This is a genomic window from Eggerthella guodeyinii (assembly GCF_009834925.2).
In the GTDB taxonomy this organism is placed as follows: domain Bacteria; phylum Actinomycetota; class Coriobacteriia; order Coriobacteriales; family Eggerthellaceae; genus Eggerthella; species Eggerthella guodeyinii.
The window spans coordinates 3,874,424-3,889,578 of sequence record NZ_CP063310.1 but is presented as its reverse complement, the minus strand read 5'-3'; the positions used below and the strand labels follow the sequence as shown (position 1 = coordinate 3,889,578).

The following is a 15,155-nucleotide window of genomic DNA, read 5'->3' as shown; positions in this document are numbered from 1 at the left end:
GCGCTTGCGCCGGGGTTGCGCTACAATGCGTCGCATGGAAAACGAAGAGAACACCCAAAACGCCCCGGAGGCTTCGGCCTCCTCGGACGAATCGATGCCCGCCCTCGACGTGGTGCTGGCCAGCGCCTCGCCCCGTCGCAAGCAGCTGCTTGCGGACGCGGGCGTGCGCTTCGTCGTGCACTCCTCGGATGTGGACGAAACGCTGGAACCCGACCTGCTGGCCGACCCGCCCGAGGCGTGCAAGAAGCTGGCCGAGCGCAAGGCCGGCGCGGTGGTGCAGGAGGTGCTGGCCGAGGACTACACCGGCATGGCCGCCGTCATCGGCGCCGACACCATGGTGGTGCTCGACGGCGAGATCTTCGGCAAGCCCGTCAGCCTGTCCGACGCGAAGCGCATGCTGCGCCGCCTGTCCGGCCGCACCCACGAGGTGCTCACCGCCGTGTCCGTGTGGATGGTGGCCGCGCCCGAGCCCGAGAAGATCTCACTGGGCTTTCGCACGTTCGTCGAGCGCTCGGCCGTGACGTTCCACGAGCTGACCGACGAGGAGATCGCCGACTACCTGCGCAAGGGCGAGTCGTTCGACAAGGCGGGCGCCTATGCCGTGCAGGGTGCCGGGGCCGACCTGGTCGCGCGCGTGGACGGCGCGCTCGACACGGTCATCGGCCTGCCCGTCGGCCGCCTGCTCGAGGAATTCCCCGACCTCGCCGGTTCGCCGGCGTAACGGCCCAACACAACCTATCGTCCCAGTTCCCGTTGCGAAATGTAAAAATCGTGACAGGTGGGCTGGCGTTACCGTATCGTCTCCTTTTCCCGGGATGGCAATGGTACACTAACCGAATTCAAGGTAAGCGTGACGCCGCCGCTTCGTGATCATGTGATGCGATCAGGGGCGATGGCAGAAGCGAAACGCGATGAAGAGGTTAGGAACGTGCACAACGACATTTCGGAGATCCTATTCACCGAAGAGCAGATCGCAGGCCGCGTAGGCGAAATCGGCGCCGCCATCACACGCGACTACGCCGATGCGGCCGACGAGGGTATCGTCCTCATCTCGGTGCTGCGCGGAGCGGCCATCTTCATGGCGGATCTCGCGCGGCAGATCGATCTTCCGGTCGAGATGGACTACATGGCCATCTCGTCGTACGGAAACGGCGCGAAAAGCTCCGGCGTGGTGCGCATTCTGAAAGACCTCTCGTCCGAAATCGAAGGTCGCCACGTTATCGTGGCCGAGGACATCCTCGACTCCGGTCTTACCCTGACGTACCTGCTGAAAAACCTGTCGTCGCGTCAGCCGGCCTCCATCGCGGTGGCCACGCTCCTTCGCAAGAAGACGCTCGCACAGGCGAAGATCGATTGCAAATACATTGGTTTCGAGTGCCCCGATGAGTTCATCGTGGGCTACGGGCTGGACTTTGCAGAACGGTATCGCAATCTGCCCTACATCGGCATCTTGAAGCCGGAGATTTACTAGCGAAGCAGCCTTGGCGGGCGGTCGGTTCGGCTCGGTCGAACCGTGCGGCGCACTGAGGGTATGCGGCATCGGCCGCGTGCGAAGGCGGGTCGGGCACCAGCCCGGTCCCTCTCGCAGCGCGAGTCGGTGAGAAAAGGAAAGTAAGACGCTATGGCACAGCAAAACAAACAATCGCAGTTCCAGCAGCCCAGTCCGAGGACGACCATCATCTCGGTCGTCCTGTTCATGCTGGTGGCCTTCTTCGTGGGCCAGCAGTTCCTGAACATGTCGTCCTCGAACGCCAAGCCCACCGACCGCCTGATCACGTCTGAGTTCGTGCAGGCCGTCGAGCAGGATCGCGCGACGAAGGTGGTGTACAGCGCCGGCGACTACTCGGTGTCCGGCACGTACTATCCCGCGGTCACGGCGGGCTCCACCGGCGCCGACGCCTTCAACGAGGCGTTCCAGGCGCTCAATGCGCGCATGGCCACGATCAAGAACCCCGACACCGGCAAGGCGCTCGGCGGCGTGGGCACCACCGACATCAATGCGGCGACGCTGGGCACCGAGCACAACTTCACCTCCACCTACTACGGCGGTTCGCTGGGCGACCTCATGGCCGCGCACCCGAACATCCCCTACGAGGTGTCGCTGCCGAGCCCCTTCATGGAGCTGCTGGGCACGCTGCTGCCCATCGGCCTGATCGCTCTCGTGCTGCTGTTCTTCTTCACGCAGATGCAGAAGGCGAACAACTCGCAGATGAGCTTCGGCAAGGCGAAGACGAAGAAATCCATCGAGGAGCGCCCCGACGTGAAGTTCTCTGACGTCGCCGGCGTGGACGAGGCCGTCGAGGAGATGCAGGAGATCAAGGACTTCCTGGCGAACCCGGCGAAGTACCAGTCCATGGGCGCGAAGATCCCCCGCGGCTGCCTGCTGGTGGGCCCTCCGGGCACCGGCAAGACGCTGCTCGCGCGCGCCGTTGCGGGCGAGGCGGGCGTGCCGTTCTTCAGCATCTCCGGCTCGGACTTCGTTGAAATGTTCGTCGGCGTGGGCGCGTCCCGCGTGCGCGACCTGTTCCAGCAGGCGAAGGACGCCTCGCCGGCCATCATCTTCATCGACGAGATCGACGCCGTCGGCCGCCAGCGCGGCACGGGCCTCGGCGGCGGCCACGACGAGCGTGAGCAGACGCTCAACCAGCTGCTCGTCGAGATGGACGGCTTCGAGAGCAACGACTCCGTGGTGCTGATCGCCGCGACGAACCGCGCGGACGTGCTGGACCCGGCGTTGCTGCGCCCCGGCCGCTTCGACCGTCAGATCGTGGTGGACGCGCCCGACGTGAAGGGCCGCGAGAAGATCCTGCAGGTGCACTCGAAGGACAAGCCCATCGGCAGCGACGTGGACCTGTCGAAGGTCGCGAAGCTCACCCCGGGCTTCACGGGCGCCGACCTGGCGAACCTCATGAACGAGTCGGCGCTGCTCACCGCGCGCCGCGGCAAGAAGATCATCACGCAGCAGGAAGTGTCCGAGTCCATGGAGCGCGTCATCGCCGGTCCGGAGCGCAAGGGCCGCGTGTTGGACGAGCGGACCAAGCACACGATCGCCTACCACGAGAGCGGCCACGCCCTCGTCGGCCACTCGCTGCCGCACGCCGACCCGGTACACAAGATCTCGATCATCTCGCGCGGCCGCGCGCTGGGCTACACGCTGTCCATCCCCAAGGAGGACAAGGTGCTCAACTCGCTCGGCGAGATGCGCGACGAGCTGGCCGTGTTCATGGGCGGCCGCGTGGCGGAGGAGATCTTCTGCGACGACATCACCACGGGCGCTTCGAACGACCTCGAGCGCGCCACGAAGATGGCCCGCGCCATCGTGACGCAGTACGGCATGAGCGCCGAGCTGGGCACGCAGGTGTTCGGCCAGCCGAACCACGAGGTGTTCCTGGGCCGCGACTACGGCAACACGCAGGACTACTCGGAGGAGACGGCCAAGCGCATCGACGACGAGGTCGCCCGCATCATGAAGGACGCGCACGACCGCGCCTACGAGATTCTGTCGAGCCATCGCGAGCAGATGGATCTCATGGCGAACGTGCTGCTCGAGCGCGAAACGGTGGAAGGCGAGGCCTGCCTGGCCCTGCTGGACAACACGTGGGACGAGTACCTCAAGCACGAGGATGAGATCAACGCCCGCAAGGAGGCCGAAGAGGCCGCCGCGCGTGCTCGCGACGAGCATCTGGCCGATCCGAACTGGAAGGAAGAGCCGGTGGAGCCGGGCGATCAGGATCCGAACCCGCCGTTCCGCGCGCCTTCCGATGTGGCCGAGGGAACCGACCCGCAGCAAGCCCCTGAGCAGAAAGGCGACGGCACCGAACGATGATCTGGCGCTGTTCAACCTATGAGTTCGATACGAGGATGCCCATGGTTATGGGCATCCTCAACGTTACCCCCGATTCCTTCTCCGACGGCGGTCAGCACGACGGCTTCGATACCGCGTTGGCCCATGCCGAGAGCATGCTGGAGGAGGGTGCCCGCATCATCGACGTGGGCGGCGAGTCCACGCGTCCCGGCGCCGCGCCGGTGTCGGTGGACGAAGAGCTGGCGCGCGTGCTGCCGGTGGTGCGCGCGCTCGCGCAGCGCGGCGTGTGCGTGAGCATCGACACGCGGCACGCCGACGTGGCGCGCGCGTGTTTGGAAGCGGGTGCGGCCATCGTGAACGACGTGTCCGGCTTCCGCGATCCGGCCATGGTGGAGGCGGCGCGCGCGAGCGATTGCGGCCTCGTGGTCATGCACATGCAGGGCGACCCCTCCACGATGCAGGACGCGCCCGCCTACGACGACGTGGTGACGGACGTGCGCGATTGGCTGCGCGACCAGGCTGCCGCGCTGGAAGCGGCGGGCATTGCGCACGACCGCATCTGCATCGATCCGGGCCCCGGGTTCGGCAAGACACCGTCGCAGACGCTCGAGCTGGTGCGCAACTTCCAGGAGTTCGTGCGCCTGGGCTACCCGGTGATGGTGGCGGTGTCGCGCAAGAGCTTCCTGGGCTGGGCGTACGGGATCGACGAGCCGTCCGAGCGCGACGAGGTGTCGGCCACCGAGGCGCTCATGGCGTGCGAGCTGGGGGCCAGCGTGGTGCGCACGCACAACGTGGCCGCCACGATTGCCGCGCTCGAAGGGCTGCGGCCGTACGCGCTCATCGGCATGGGCTGCAACGTGCCGCTCGTGGCTCATCCGGGCGAGGAGCGCGAGGGCAAGATCGCCATGCTCAACCAGGCCATCACCGAGCTGTGCTCGCTGCCCGACTCGCAGATCGTCGACATCTCGAGCTTTTACGAGAGCGAGCCCGCCTACTACCTCGATCAGGACGCGTTCGTGAACGCCGTCGTGCTGCTGCGCACGGGCATCCCGCCGAAGGAGCTGCTGGGCTACCTCCACGCGGTGGAGAACAGCCTGGGTCGCGTGCGCACCGTGGAGAACGGGCCGCGCACCTGCGATCTCGACATCCTCGACTACCAGCTGTACGTCGTGGACACCGATGTCCTCACGTTGCCGCATCCGCGCCTGCTGGAGCGCGACTTCGTGGTGCAGCCTTTGCTGGAGTTGGTGCCGGGCCACGTGCTGGCCAACGACGTTCCCGTCACGGCTGACGGCGCGTGCGTGGGAAAGGCCGTACGGCTGTGAGCGAGGGGAAAGGCGGCGCGCCGGGCGGTTTCCCCTTCCGCGTGCTTCTGCTCGACGAAGTCTCCTCCACGAACGACGAGGTCAAACGCGCGCTGGACGACGGTGAACCCGAGGGCCTCGTGGTTCGCGCGCTCCGGCAGGTTGCCGGGTACGGTCGTCAGGGCCGCGTATGGACCAGCCCCGCAGGCGGGCTGTACTGCTCGCTGCTGCTGCGCCCGCAGGTGGAGCCGCGCGAGCTGCCGACGTTGAGCCTGGTCGTGGGCATGGCGGTGCGCCGAGCGCTCGTGGCGTTGGCAGGGGATGCCGCCGCGCAAAGCGTTCGCATCAAGTGGCCCAACGACGTGGTGTGCGAGCAGGGCAAGCTCTGCGGCATCTCGCTTGAGGCGCACGGCGGCGGCGTGTGCGTGGGCGTGGGCGTGAACGTGCTGCCGCCGGACGAGCGCCCCGACGTGGGCGGCAAGAACCGCGCCGCGTACGTGGCCGATCTCGCCCCCGCCGCGCCTCCCTCCATCGAAACCGTGCTCGATGCCTTCCTCGCCGCCTTCTCGCCGCTGTACGACGAATGGACGCGCGCCGGTTTCGCCGCTCTCGTCGACGAGTTCAACGCCCATGCGAGCCTCATCGGCCGCACGGTGAGCGTCGTCGATCGGACGGGCTCCACCTTGGCCGAAGGCGCCGTGCGGCGCATCGACGCCCAAGGCCGTCTCGTCCTCCTCGACGCGTCCGGCACCGAAACCCCTGTTTCATCAGGCGAAGCCCATCTCGTCTAGCGCCCGCGTGCCGCGGTTGCTGTCGTCCTCCGCTCGTTCCCGAATTCCCGCTTGACCCTCGACCTGGTTCAGGGTCTACCGTGGTTTGTGCGCCAAAGGCGCATCGAGGGAAACGCACGCAAAGGAGGAGAGATGAAACAGGCCAGATTATCACGGCGCGATTTTCTCAGGGGAGCGGGATTGACCGGGGCGGCCGCCGCGGGCATGCTCGCGTTCCCCGGGGCGGGCGCGGCGTTTGCGGACGACGGCGCCACTGCCACGCAGGCAGACGGTGAGGAAAGCGCGGGCAACCTGTACTCCCGGGTGTTGGGGGACGATGCCTCGCTGCTGCCGCTGCGCAAGGCCGCTTGTCCCGGCCCGCGCGGCCCCATCGCGTTCGAAGATCGCGAGATCGCCGAATCCGAGATAACCAGCACCGAGGAATGCGAGATCCTCATCGTGGGGGCGGGCATCGGCGGCTTGATGGGCAGCTTGAAAGCGGCGGTGGAGGGTGCGAACGTCATCACGCTCGAGAAGATGACCGAGGGCCGTTCGGCGTGGGAGAGCTTCGGCGCGGTCGGTGCGAAGTTCCAAAAGGAGCAGGGCATCGAGATCGATCCCGCCCAGCTGCGCGACGAGATATATCGCGCCGCCGACTGGCGCGTCGACCCCGGCCCCATCGAGACGTACGTGAGCCGGTCGGGCGAGATGGCCGACTTCTGGCAGGAGATGCTCGACAAGGGCGGGTCCGGGTGGCAGCTGTACAAGTTCGATCAGGCACCGAACTACAACGGCTTCCCCGTCATCGACAGCTACGTCAACTTCAAGATGCCCGAGGGCATCAGCACCACGTGGCTGTACGGTCTGTACGTATGCAAGGAGCTGCGCGCGGTCGCCGAGACCTACGACAACCTTTCCATCCGCTACGAGATGCCGGCCGTGCAGCTGGTTCGCGAGTCTGGCGGGCGCGTGACCGGGTGCATCGCCAAAAGCGGCGACCAGTACGTTCGCATCAACGCCTCGAAGGGCGTGCTGCTGGCAACCGGCGGCTACGACGCGAACCCCGAGATGATGCAAACGTGGGTCCGTCCCGAAGACTACGAGTCGTCTTCCTGGTGGAATCCCAGTTGGGGAACCACGGGCGACGGCCACATGATGGGCCTCAAAGTGGGCGCCGACATGGACTCGCTGCCGCATCCGGTGATGAACTTCAGCAACGCCACGCCCTCCACGTTCGTCGAGAAACGCGTGTACTTCCCGGGCGCGATGAACTACTCGATCATCGTGAATTCCGACGGTCAGCGCTTCGTGAACGAGAATCAGGCACGCCAGTACATCTCCAACGCCATCAACATGCAGATTCGCCGCGGCAAGAAGTGCTATCACCTTTTCGACCAGGCCATGATAGCTTCTGCGCTGGAGAAGGAGCCGAGCGCGGAGCAGCAGCTCGAGCGCGACGAGGAGAAGGGCCACCTGTTCCGCGCGTCGTCCTTGAGCGAGCTTGCCGGCATGATCGATGTCGATGCGGCGGCGCTCGAAGGCACGGTCGAGCGGTACAACAGCTTCTTCGAAGACGGCCTCGAGCGTGATCCCGACTATTACCGTTACACGGGGAACAACGTCGCGTTCACGGGCGGCACGTACTACGCGCTGGTCACGAACAGCGTCATCCTGGCGACGGTGGGCGGTCTCACCATCAACGGCGACACGCAGGTGCTCGACCGGGACGGGGCCGTGATCGAGGGCTTGTACGCGACGGGCAACGTGTCCGGCAATTTCTACGCAGGAAACTATCCGCGCCACATTCCCGGCACGTCGGTGGGGCGTGCGGCGACGTTCGGCTACGTGGCGGTAGAGCATATGTTGAAAGGAGGCCAGGCATGAGCCGATTCAAGGTGCGCGGTAGCGTTGCGATCGCCTTCGCTGCGATTGCGCTGGTGGCGATCTTCGCGGCGGCGGGATGCGCGCCGCAGCAGACCAGCTCCTCGTCGAGCGACGGGGCGAAAACCGAGGCGGTGTCGGGCGAAGCGGGAGCCTACGTTTCGGACGAGCAGTGCCTCAGCTGCCACGGAGGCAGCTACGAGGCGCTTGCGGAACGCACGGCCGATCTGGGCGACTGGAATCCGCACGACTCCCTGCATGGCGGTTACAACGCATGCGTGAACTGCCACGAGAAGGACAAGGAGATCACGTTCAACTACTGCGAGAACTGCCACGTGTACGCTCCCGACGAAGAGCCGCTGTACTAGCGGCACGCGCTGCGGCAACGCGCCTTCTTGAGGGGCTCCGGCTGGCGATTTCGCCCCGGAGCCCCTCAACCGTTTCAGCTGACGGGCACGTAGAGCGTTTCGATATCGCTTCCCAAACCGTCGAGGTTGAGGAAGGACGGGAAGAGGATGATGTCGTTGCGGAGTTGATAGCCGTGGCCGTCGAGGTACGCGAACAGGGTGGCGAACGTTTCCTTCCGCACGCTTTCCGTTCGGGTGGCCTGCCTTCTGAAGCGGATGCATTTTCCCAGGTACAGTCGTTTTACCTGCTTGAACGCGTCGCTGTCCAGCCGATGGCTCTCGTGTTCGGGCATCGTCAGCACGTAATCGGGGTTCACCGTGGGCGACTGGTCAAGCAGGTCGTCCCGTTTGATGATGCGCGCGCAGCTGGTGATGCTCAGCAAGTCGTAATACTGCGAGATGGTCTTCTCATGCTCGAGCGAAACGTGGAAGTCGCGACCGTGCGACGTGTTGATGTAAAGCTGGTCGGCGGCATCCACCAGCTCGAACTCTGAACCTGGTTCGGACCTTATCGCGCCGAGGGTGCTTTCGAGCCGCCTGAGGCGGTACGCGATCAGGTCGGCCTCGCGCGTGAGCTTCTCCTGCTGGGTCAGCAGCGAGCGTTCGAACTCCTCGGTGCCCTGCTGGGCGTCGAGCATCGCGACGGCCTCGTCGATGCTGAACCCGTATTGAAGCAGCACGCGAAACGCATTTGACTTGAACGCGTCTTCGGGTGTGAATACGCGGTAACCGTTTTCTTCGCGATCCGACAGGACCAGCCCGCGCTTCTCGTAGAAGCGGATTTTCGACTGCGGCAGCCCGGTCATGGCTGCGAATTCCTTCATCCGGTACATGTTCCCCCAACCTCCATGCATCGTGGTGACGCCGTTCAATATAGCATACGCGGTGCTGCTTTACGGTGTATCTGATTTCAGGGCTGTGCGATGCCAAGATGATGGGTTACAATATGCCGTTCCTCGAAAATGGAGAAGGTTGAAAGGCAGCAGCGAACTCATGGAAACAGAAGCAACGAACCCCACTCTCAACTTCACGGAAGAAAGCACCGGCGCACCCGTCGGCAAGGATCCGAAGCGCCCGGGACGCGACGACAAAGTCAGTCGCATGGGCACGGCATCCATTCCGCGCCTCATCGTCGAATTCGCCATCCCGTCCATTCTCGGCATGCTGGTGAACGGCGCGTACAACGTCATCGACTCCGTCTTCCTCGGCCAGGCGCTGGGCGAGATCGGCCTGGCCACCGCCACGGTGGCGATGCCCATCATGACGGTGTTCATGGCCATCGCCATGCTCGTGGGCAACGGCGGCAACGCGCTGGCCGCGCTGCGCATGGGCGAGGGCAACCGGGTCGAGGCCGAGCGCAGCCTGGGCAACACGGTGTGCCTGTCCATCGCGTTCGCGGTGGTGGTGGCCGTGGCCATGCACATCCCCGCATGCGTCGACGGCCTGCTGAGCGTGTCGGGCGCCACGGCTGAGGACTGGGAGTTCGCGCGCTCGTTCATCCAGATCATCTCGCTGGGCTTCGTGTTCCAGTGCATCGGCATGGGCGTGAACAACTTCATCCGTACGGCCGGCGCGCCGAACCGTGCGCTGGGCACCATGATCATCGGCGCCGTGTCGTGCACCATCTTCAACTTCCTGTTCGTGATGGTGCTGGGCTGGGGCGTGCAGGGCAGCGCGCTGGCCACGGTGTGCGGCCAGGCCATCTCATGCGGTGCGGTGCTGTGGTACTTCATCTTCACGAAGAACGTGCCCATGAAGCTGCACCTGCGCTTCATGCCGCTGCATGTGCGCACGGTGCGCCTCATCCTGTCGCTCGGCCTGGCCAGCTTCGCGGTGCAGGCGGGCATGGCCGTGGTGAACTTCGTGCTGAACAACCTGCTGAACATGTACGGCGCCATGAGCCCGCTGGGGGCCGAGGGCGCGCTCGCATCCATCGGCGTGGTGCAGCGCGTGTCGATGTTCGCCGTGCTGCCGCTCATCGGCGTGGCCATCGCCATCCAGCCGTTGCTGGGGTACAACTACGGCGCGCACCTGTTCGAGCGCGTGAAGAAGACGCTGTGGTACGGTATCATCGGCGCTACGGGCATCGGCGTGGTGCTGTGGACGCTCGTGCACCTGTTCCCCGAGCAGATCGTCGGGTTCTTCGGCATCACGAGCGAGTCGTTGCGCGACTTCACCGTGTTCGCGCTCAAGGTGCAGCTGCTCATGCTGCCCTTCATCGGCTTCCAAATCGTGGGCTCGAACTACTTCCAGGCCACGGGGCAGCCGTTGAAGTCCATCTTCCTGTCGCTGACGCGCCAGATCTTGTTCCTCATCCCGCTGCTCGTCGTGCTGCCGATGCTGCTGCCGGGTTGGTTCCCGCAGTTCACCAGCCTCGATGCGCTGTACTTCGCCACGCCTGCGGCCGACTTCCTGGCCATCTTCACCACGGTGGTGTTCATCATCCTGGAGATGGGCCGCCTGCGGAAGCTCAAGAGCGGCGAGCTGAAGGCGAAGTTCTAGCCCGCGCCGCCGCGCGTGCGGTGCGTGCGGAAACTGCGCGCTTCCGCATCGCTCATCCCGATTGTCACCCTTGTCCAAGCCCCGCGGTTCACAAAACCGCGGGGCTTGCTTATAGTGCGATGCTGTTGAAAACGGCATTTGAGCTTTGGGAAAGGAAGCAGCACATGGAGGCAAGCAAGGTGAAACGGGGTTCCGCGCGGGCGTCGCGCACGCGTTCCATCGCGTTCGTCGGGTTGACCATCGCGATCATGGGCGTGTCGGCATGGGTGGCCATCCCGTTCGGGCCGGTGCTGCTGACGCTGCAGATGTTCGCGCTCATGTTCGCCATCATGGCGCTCACGCCGAAGCAATGCATGGCGGCCATCGCGGGCTATCTGGTGCTGGGGGCCGTCGGGCTGCCGATGTTCTCGGGGATGCGCGGCGGCATCGGCATGCTGATGGGTCCGACGGGCGGCTATCTGTGGGGGTATCTGCTGGGCGCCGTCGCGGCGCTGCTCGTGCGGGAGGCGCTCGGGCGCGCGATGGGCGGTGCGAAGGGCCTCGGGGGGACGAAGGCGTTTGCCGTGGACATGACGGCGTGCCTCGCATTCATCGTGGTGACGTACGTGTGCGGATGCTTCCAGTACGCCGCCGTGGTGGGGGTCGATTTGGCCGCGGCCTTCGCCGTGACCATCGCGCCGTTCGCGGTGCCCGATGTGCTGAAGGCGGTGGCGGCCGTGCTATGCGCCCGCGCCGTGAAGCGCGCGCTGCCGAAGCGCTAGAGCATGAAAACGGGCACCCGCGGGTGCCCGTTTTCATGATGATGGGGGAGGGTCGCTATGCCTCGATGAGCACGGCGCCCGAGGTGAAGCCGCCGCCGAACGCGACGAGCACCACCTTGTCGCCGCGCGCGATGCGGCCGCTGGCGTAGGCGTCGCACAGGGCCATGGGCAGGCTGGCGGCCGACGTGTTGCCGGTGTGGTCGATGGACAGCTGGAAGAAGTCCATCGGGCGGCCCAGCTTCTTGGCCGCGTACTTGATGATGCGCTCGTTGGCCTGGTGGGGAACGATGCAGGCGACGTCGTCGAGCGTCAGGCCCGCGCGGTCGAGCGCTTCGTGCACGGCGACGGTCATGGCCTCGGCGGCGAACTTGAACACCTTGGGGCCGTCCATGCGCAGCACCTGGCGCGGCTCGCCGGCGTCCACGAGCTCGGCGATGTCCAGCTCGTCGTCGATGCGGGAGAGCGTGGCATCCTCGGAGCGCGCGGCATCCACGCCCTCGACGGTGAACGGACTGGGCGCATCGAAAGCGAACGAGCAGGTCAGCGCATTGGTGTCGTCGTCAGCGTTCGTGATGAAGCTGCTCATGATGCCCGGGCGCGATTCGTCCCACTCGAGCACGGCGGCGCCGGCGCCGTCGCCGAACAGCACGCAGGTGTTGCGGTCGCTCCAGTTCGTGACGCGCGTGAGGCGTTCGGCGCCCACCACGAGCGCACGGCGGATGGGGTTGCGGCCCGTCGCGCCCGGCGTGCCGGAGGCGGAGCCGGCCATCATGCATTCGGCAACGGTCAGGCCGTACACGAAGCCCGTGCATGCGGCGTTCAGGTCGAACGCGATGGCGTGCTCGAGGCCCAGGCGGCGGCGCAGCAGGCCGGCGGCGGAGGGAACCACGACGTCGGGCGTGATGGTGGCGAAGATGATGAGGTCGATGGTGGAGGGGTCGACGGCCTCTTCGCACCAGCCGCCCTCGACGAGGCCGAGGGCCTGGCGTGCGGCGGCTTCGGCAAGGTCGGTTGCGGTTTCCTCGACGGCGACGTGGCGGGTCCTGATGCCCGTGCGCGTGCTGATCCATTCGTCGTTCGTGTCGACGAGCGCTTTCAGGTCGTCGTTCGCCACTTCCAGCTTCGGGAGGGACTTTCCGCATCCGATGATCGTGCTGCCCATGCTGCTCCGTCCTCGATCGCACCTACGCCGGGCGCGTCGTCAATGCTTTGATAATCAAACTAAATGCATTATAGCACCGAGCCTGTTCCCCGTCAGAAACCCAAGCGACCTTCACAAAGGGGCGGGCGCGGTGCGGATGTTTCACGTGAAACATCCGTTCCGTTCGGACGCCTTGGCGCCGCAAAGCTCCGTTGCCCCCCCTACCGCGCGGCGGCGGCCAGCGCTTCGAACAGCGACGCATTGCTGTCGAGGTACTCGGGGTGCCATTGGACTCCCAGGTAGAAGCGGTGCGCGGGGTCTTCCACGCCCTCGACGATGCCGTCGCCGCTGACCGCGCACACCTGCAGCGGATCGGCCACGCGGGCGAGCGCCTGATGGTGCATCGAGTTCACCAGCAGCGAGTGCGGCGCGGGGGCGACGCCTTCCCAGCTCGCCTCGAGCGACGCGGGCCATCCCGCCTTGCATCCCGGCACCATGCCGTCGCCCGGACCGTCGCACAGCACGCGGTCGAGCACGCTTCCCGGCGCGATGTCCACGCGCTGCGCGACGACGTCGTAGGGCGGCTTCTGCTGGTGCACGGCGTCGGTGAGCCCGCAGGCGTGCACGTCCTGGTACAGCGATCCGCCCAGCGCCACGTTGAGCACCTGCATGCCGCGGCAGATGCCCAGGGTGGGGAGGTCACGCTCGTGGGCGACGCGCGCTAGCTCCAGCTCGAGCGCGTCGCGATCGTCGAACACGTACACGGTTTCCGTCAGGCGCGCCTCGTCGCCGTAGGTCGCCGGGTTGAGATCCCCGCCGCCGGCCAGCACCAGGCCGTCCAGCCGCTCCACCAGCTCGCGTGCCGCGCGGCGGTTCGCATCCGCCCCGCCCGCGACGGGCGGCAGCAGCACGGGCACCGCCCCGGTGGCGGCCACGCGCCGCACGTATTCCACCGTCACGCGTTCCACGGGAACGCGTTCGTCCTTCTGCTCCTCTTCAACATACGTGGTGGTGATGCCGATGATCATGCCGCTCGCCCTCCGGTCGTCGTCTTCCTGCCAGCAGCATACGAAAAAGCGACCCGTCGGGAATCGACGCGCGCGGAATTCACAAAAGTAAGAGGGAAAGATTGGCACGGTAGTTGCTATGGGGAGGCCAGAGAAGGTTGTCGTCCCGCAAGCGCGGGCGACGCAGGATACGGGATCAGGACACAAGGAGGAACGCACATGAAGTCATCGGATCGCCCCAAGTTCGGCAACTTGCAGAACTTGAAGGTGCTCAACGCGGGCGCCGTCATCGCGGCACCGTTCGTTTGCGAGCTGTTCGCCGAGCAAGGCGCCGACGTCATCGAGCTGGAAAGCACGGTGGCGCCCGATATGTACCGCATGTACGGCGACGCATGGTCGGTCGATCGCCGCAACCAGCGCATGATCACGCTCAACATCCCCTCGCCCGAGGGCAAGGAGATCCTGCTGCAGATGGTGAAGTGGGCCGATGTGCTGGTCGAGTCGTCCAAGGGCGGCACCTGGGAGAAGTGGGGGCTTACCGACGAGGTGCTGTGGGAGGCGAACCCCGCGCTGGTCATCCTGCATATTTCCGGCTTCGGCAACTGGGGCGATCCGGATTACGTGCGCAAGGCATCGTTCGATCCCATCGGCCAGGCGTTCTCGGGCTACTCGAACCTCAACGGATTCCCGGATAGCCCGCCCAGCGTGACCAAGCCCTTCACCGGCGACTTCATGACTGGCCTCATGGGCGCATGGGCCACGCTGGCCGCCGTGATCCGCGCGCGCGAGACGGGCGAGGGCGAGTCCATCGACTGCTGCCAGTTCGAGGCGCTCGTGCGCCTGCAGGGCGCCACGCTGTCCGACGGCATCAACCACGGCATCCAGCCCATGCGCATCGGCAACGAAGACCTCGTGGGCGCCTGCGCCGGCGCGCAGAAGTGCAAGGACGGCTACTGCCAGGTGGCCGTGGGCGGCGCCGGCCCGGTGAAGAAGCTCGTCGAGTTCTTCGGGTTCGCCGACGATCCCGATTTCCAGCCGCTCGGCACGTACCCCTCCATCACGCGCAAACCCGGCTGCAAGAGCCTCGACGAGCCGCTGCCCGACCGCGCCGCGAAGTTCCGCGCCGCCCTCGACAGCTGGTGCGAGGAGCACACGGTTGAGGAGGTCAACCAGATCTTCGGCCAGATGGGCGTGGCGGTGAGCCCCCACATGACCTACGAGATGATGCTGAACGACCCGCATTACCAGGCGCGCGAGGTGTTCATCGACTGCTACGACGAGATCACGCAGAAGACGGTCAAGCAGGTGAACATGATCCCGCGCTTCAAGAAGCATCCCGGCAAGATCGTGCGCGGCGGCGCGAAGTACGACGCCGATACGAAAGACGTGCTGAACGAATTCGGCTACTCGGAAGAGGAGATCGAGCTGCTGTACGAGAAGGGGGTGCTGCGCAAGGGCGAATAACGCGCCGGGCGATCGGCGGCCTCGATGCGCTTCGATCGGGGCCGCGTCGCCGGGCGGGCAGGGAAAGGGAAATCCTCTGACGCCCTAACGATGGCATGGATTTTGCTTATCGC

The 15,155-nt window shown here is 65.8% G+C and carries 13 protein-coding genes; 10 read left to right on the top strand and 3 right to left on the bottom strand.

Features of this window, described 5'->3' with window-relative positions; all coding sequences use genetic code 11:
* Positions 1-34 precede the first annotated feature (34 nt).
* The 7 genes from GS424_RS16695 to GS424_RS16665 all read left to right on the top strand — a co-directional run bounded on the left by GS424_RS16695 (position 35) and on the right by GS424_RS16665 (position 8,128).
* Positions 35-721, top strand: coding sequence for a Maf family protein (locus GS424_RS16695; protein ID WP_160941004.1), 687 nt, complete (start codon positions 35-37; stop codon positions 719-721).
* A gap of 207 nt (positions 722-928) precedes the next feature.
* A complete protein-coding gene (gene hpt, locus GS424_RS16690) occupies positions 929-1,471 on the top strand; it encodes a hypoxanthine phosphoribosyltransferase (protein WP_160941090.1) in 543 nt (180 codons plus the stop codon).
* A 150-nt stretch (positions 1,472-1,621) separates the two neighbouring features.
* Positions 1,622-3,826, top strand: a complete 2,205-nt coding sequence (gene ftsH / locus GS424_RS16685) for an ATP-dependent zinc metalloprotease FtsH (protein ID WP_244977602.1) — start codon at positions 1,622-1,624, stop codon at positions 3,824-3,826.
* On the top strand, positions 3,823-5,130 hold the full coding sequence (gene folP, locus GS424_RS16680; protein ID WP_160941005.1) for a dihydropteroate synthase: 1,308 nt from the start codon (positions 3,823-3,825) through the stop codon (positions 5,128-5,130). Before ftsH ends, folP begins: the two co-directional genes overlap by 4 nt.
* Positions 5,127-5,900: a biotin--[acetyl-CoA-carboxylase] ligase gene (locus GS424_RS16675; protein ID WP_244977601.1), complete on the top strand. Its 774-nt coding sequence runs from the start codon at positions 5,127-5,129 to the stop codon at positions 5,898-5,900. Before folP ends, GS424_RS16675 begins: the two co-directional genes overlap by 4 nt.
* Positions 5,901-6,032: 132 nt before the next feature.
* On the top strand, positions 6,033-7,763 hold the full coding sequence (locus GS424_RS16670; RefSeq protein WP_160941007.1) for an FAD-dependent oxidoreductase: 1,731 nt from the start codon (positions 6,033-6,035) through the stop codon (positions 7,761-7,763).
* On the top strand, positions 7,760-8,128 hold the full coding sequence (locus GS424_RS16665; protein ID WP_160941008.1) for a cytochrome c3 family protein: 369 nt from the start codon (positions 7,760-7,762) through the stop codon (positions 8,126-8,128). The genes GS424_RS16670 and GS424_RS16665 overlap by 4 nt, the downstream gene beginning before the upstream one ends.
* 74 nt (positions 8,129-8,202) lie before the next feature.
* Here the strand turns inward: GS424_RS16665 and GS424_RS16660 are convergent, their stop codons facing one another.
* Positions 8,203-8,991 carry a MerR family transcriptional regulator gene (locus GS424_RS16660; RefSeq protein WP_280527524.1) on the bottom strand — a complete coding sequence of 263 codons (789 nt, stop codon included), beginning with the start codon at positions 8,989-8,991 and terminating at the stop codon, positions 8,203-8,205.
* Positions 8,992-9,160: 169 nt separating this feature from the next.
* Between GS424_RS16660 and GS424_RS16655 the strand changes: the two genes are divergently transcribed.
* Positions 9,161-10,669: an MATE family efflux transporter gene (locus tag GS424_RS16655; protein ID WP_160941010.1), complete on the top strand. Its 1,509-nt coding sequence runs from the start codon at positions 9,161-9,163 to the stop codon at positions 10,667-10,669.
* A 164-nt stretch (positions 10,670-10,833) separates the two neighbouring features.
* The gene (locus GS424_RS16650) at positions 10,834-11,430 is read left to right on the top strand and encodes a biotin transporter BioY (protein WP_160941011.1); all 597 of its coding nucleotides are present in this window, start codon (positions 10,834-10,836) and stop codon (positions 11,428-11,430) included.
* 55 nt (positions 11,431-11,485) lie between these two features.
* Here GS424_RS16650 and GS424_RS16645 read toward each other — a convergent pair whose 3' ends face one another.
* Together GS424_RS16645 and GS424_RS16640 are read right to left on the bottom strand one after the other, a co-directional pair.
* Entirely contained in the window at positions 11,486-12,592 is a 1,107-nt protein-coding gene (locus tag GS424_RS16645) for a 3-oxoacyl-ACP synthase III family protein (protein ID WP_160941012.1), read from the bottom strand.
* Positions 12,593-12,792: 200 nt separating this feature from the next.
* Entirely contained in the window at positions 12,793-13,599 is an 807-nt protein-coding gene (locus tag GS424_RS16640; protein WP_160941013.1) for a gamma-glutamyl-gamma-aminobutyrate hydrolase family protein, read from the bottom strand.
* Positions 13,600-13,797: 198 nt separating this feature from the next.
* Here GS424_RS16640 and GS424_RS16635 point away from each other — a divergent pair, with 198 nt between their 5' ends.
* On the top strand, positions 13,798-15,042 hold the full coding sequence (locus GS424_RS16635) for a CoA transferase (RefSeq protein WP_160941014.1): 1,245 nt from the start codon (positions 13,798-13,800) through the stop codon (positions 15,040-15,042).
* The last annotated feature ends 113 nt before the right edge of the window (positions 15,043-15,155 follow it).

Coding starts and splice junctions, on each gene's coding strand:
- ftsH (WP_244977602.1), top strand. CDS start 1,622: ATGGCACAGCAAAACAAACAATCGCAGTTCCAGCAGCCCAGTCCGAGG.
- GS424_RS16655 (WP_160941010.1), top strand. CDS start 9,161: ATGGAAACAGAAGCAACGAACCCCACTCTCAACTTCACGGAAGAAAGC.
- GS424_RS16645 (WP_160941012.1), bottom strand. CDS start 12,592: ATGGGCAGCACGATCATCGGATGCGGAAAGTCCCTCCCGAAGCTGGAA.
- GS424_RS16695 (WP_160941004.1), top strand. CDS start 35: ATGGAAAACGAAGAGAACACCCAAAACGCCCCGGAGGCTTCGGCCTCC.
- GS424_RS16650 (WP_160941011.1), top strand. CDS start 10,834: ATGGAGGCAAGCAAGGTGAAACGGGGTTCCGCGCGGGCGTCGCGCACG.
- GS424_RS16635 (WP_160941014.1), top strand. CDS start 13,798: ATGAAGTCATCGGATCGCCCCAAGTTCGGCAACTTGCAGAACTTGAAG.
- GS424_RS16640 (WP_160941013.1), bottom strand. CDS start 13,599: ATGATCATCGGCATCACCACCACGTATGTTGAAGAGGAGCAGAAGGAC.
- GS424_RS16670 (WP_160941007.1), top strand. CDS start 6,033: ATGAAACAGGCCAGATTATCACGGCGCGATTTTCTCAGGGGAGCGGGA.
- GS424_RS16660 (WP_280527524.1), bottom strand. CDS start 8,991: ATGAAGGAATTCGCAGCCATGACCGGGCTGCCGCAGTCGAAAATCCGC.
- GS424_RS16665 (WP_160941008.1), top strand. CDS start 7,760: ATGAGCCGATTCAAGGTGCGCGGTAGCGTTGCGATCGCCTTCGCTGCG.
- folP (WP_160941005.1), top strand. CDS start 3,823: ATGATCTGGCGCTGTTCAACCTATGAGTTCGATACGAGGATGCCCATG.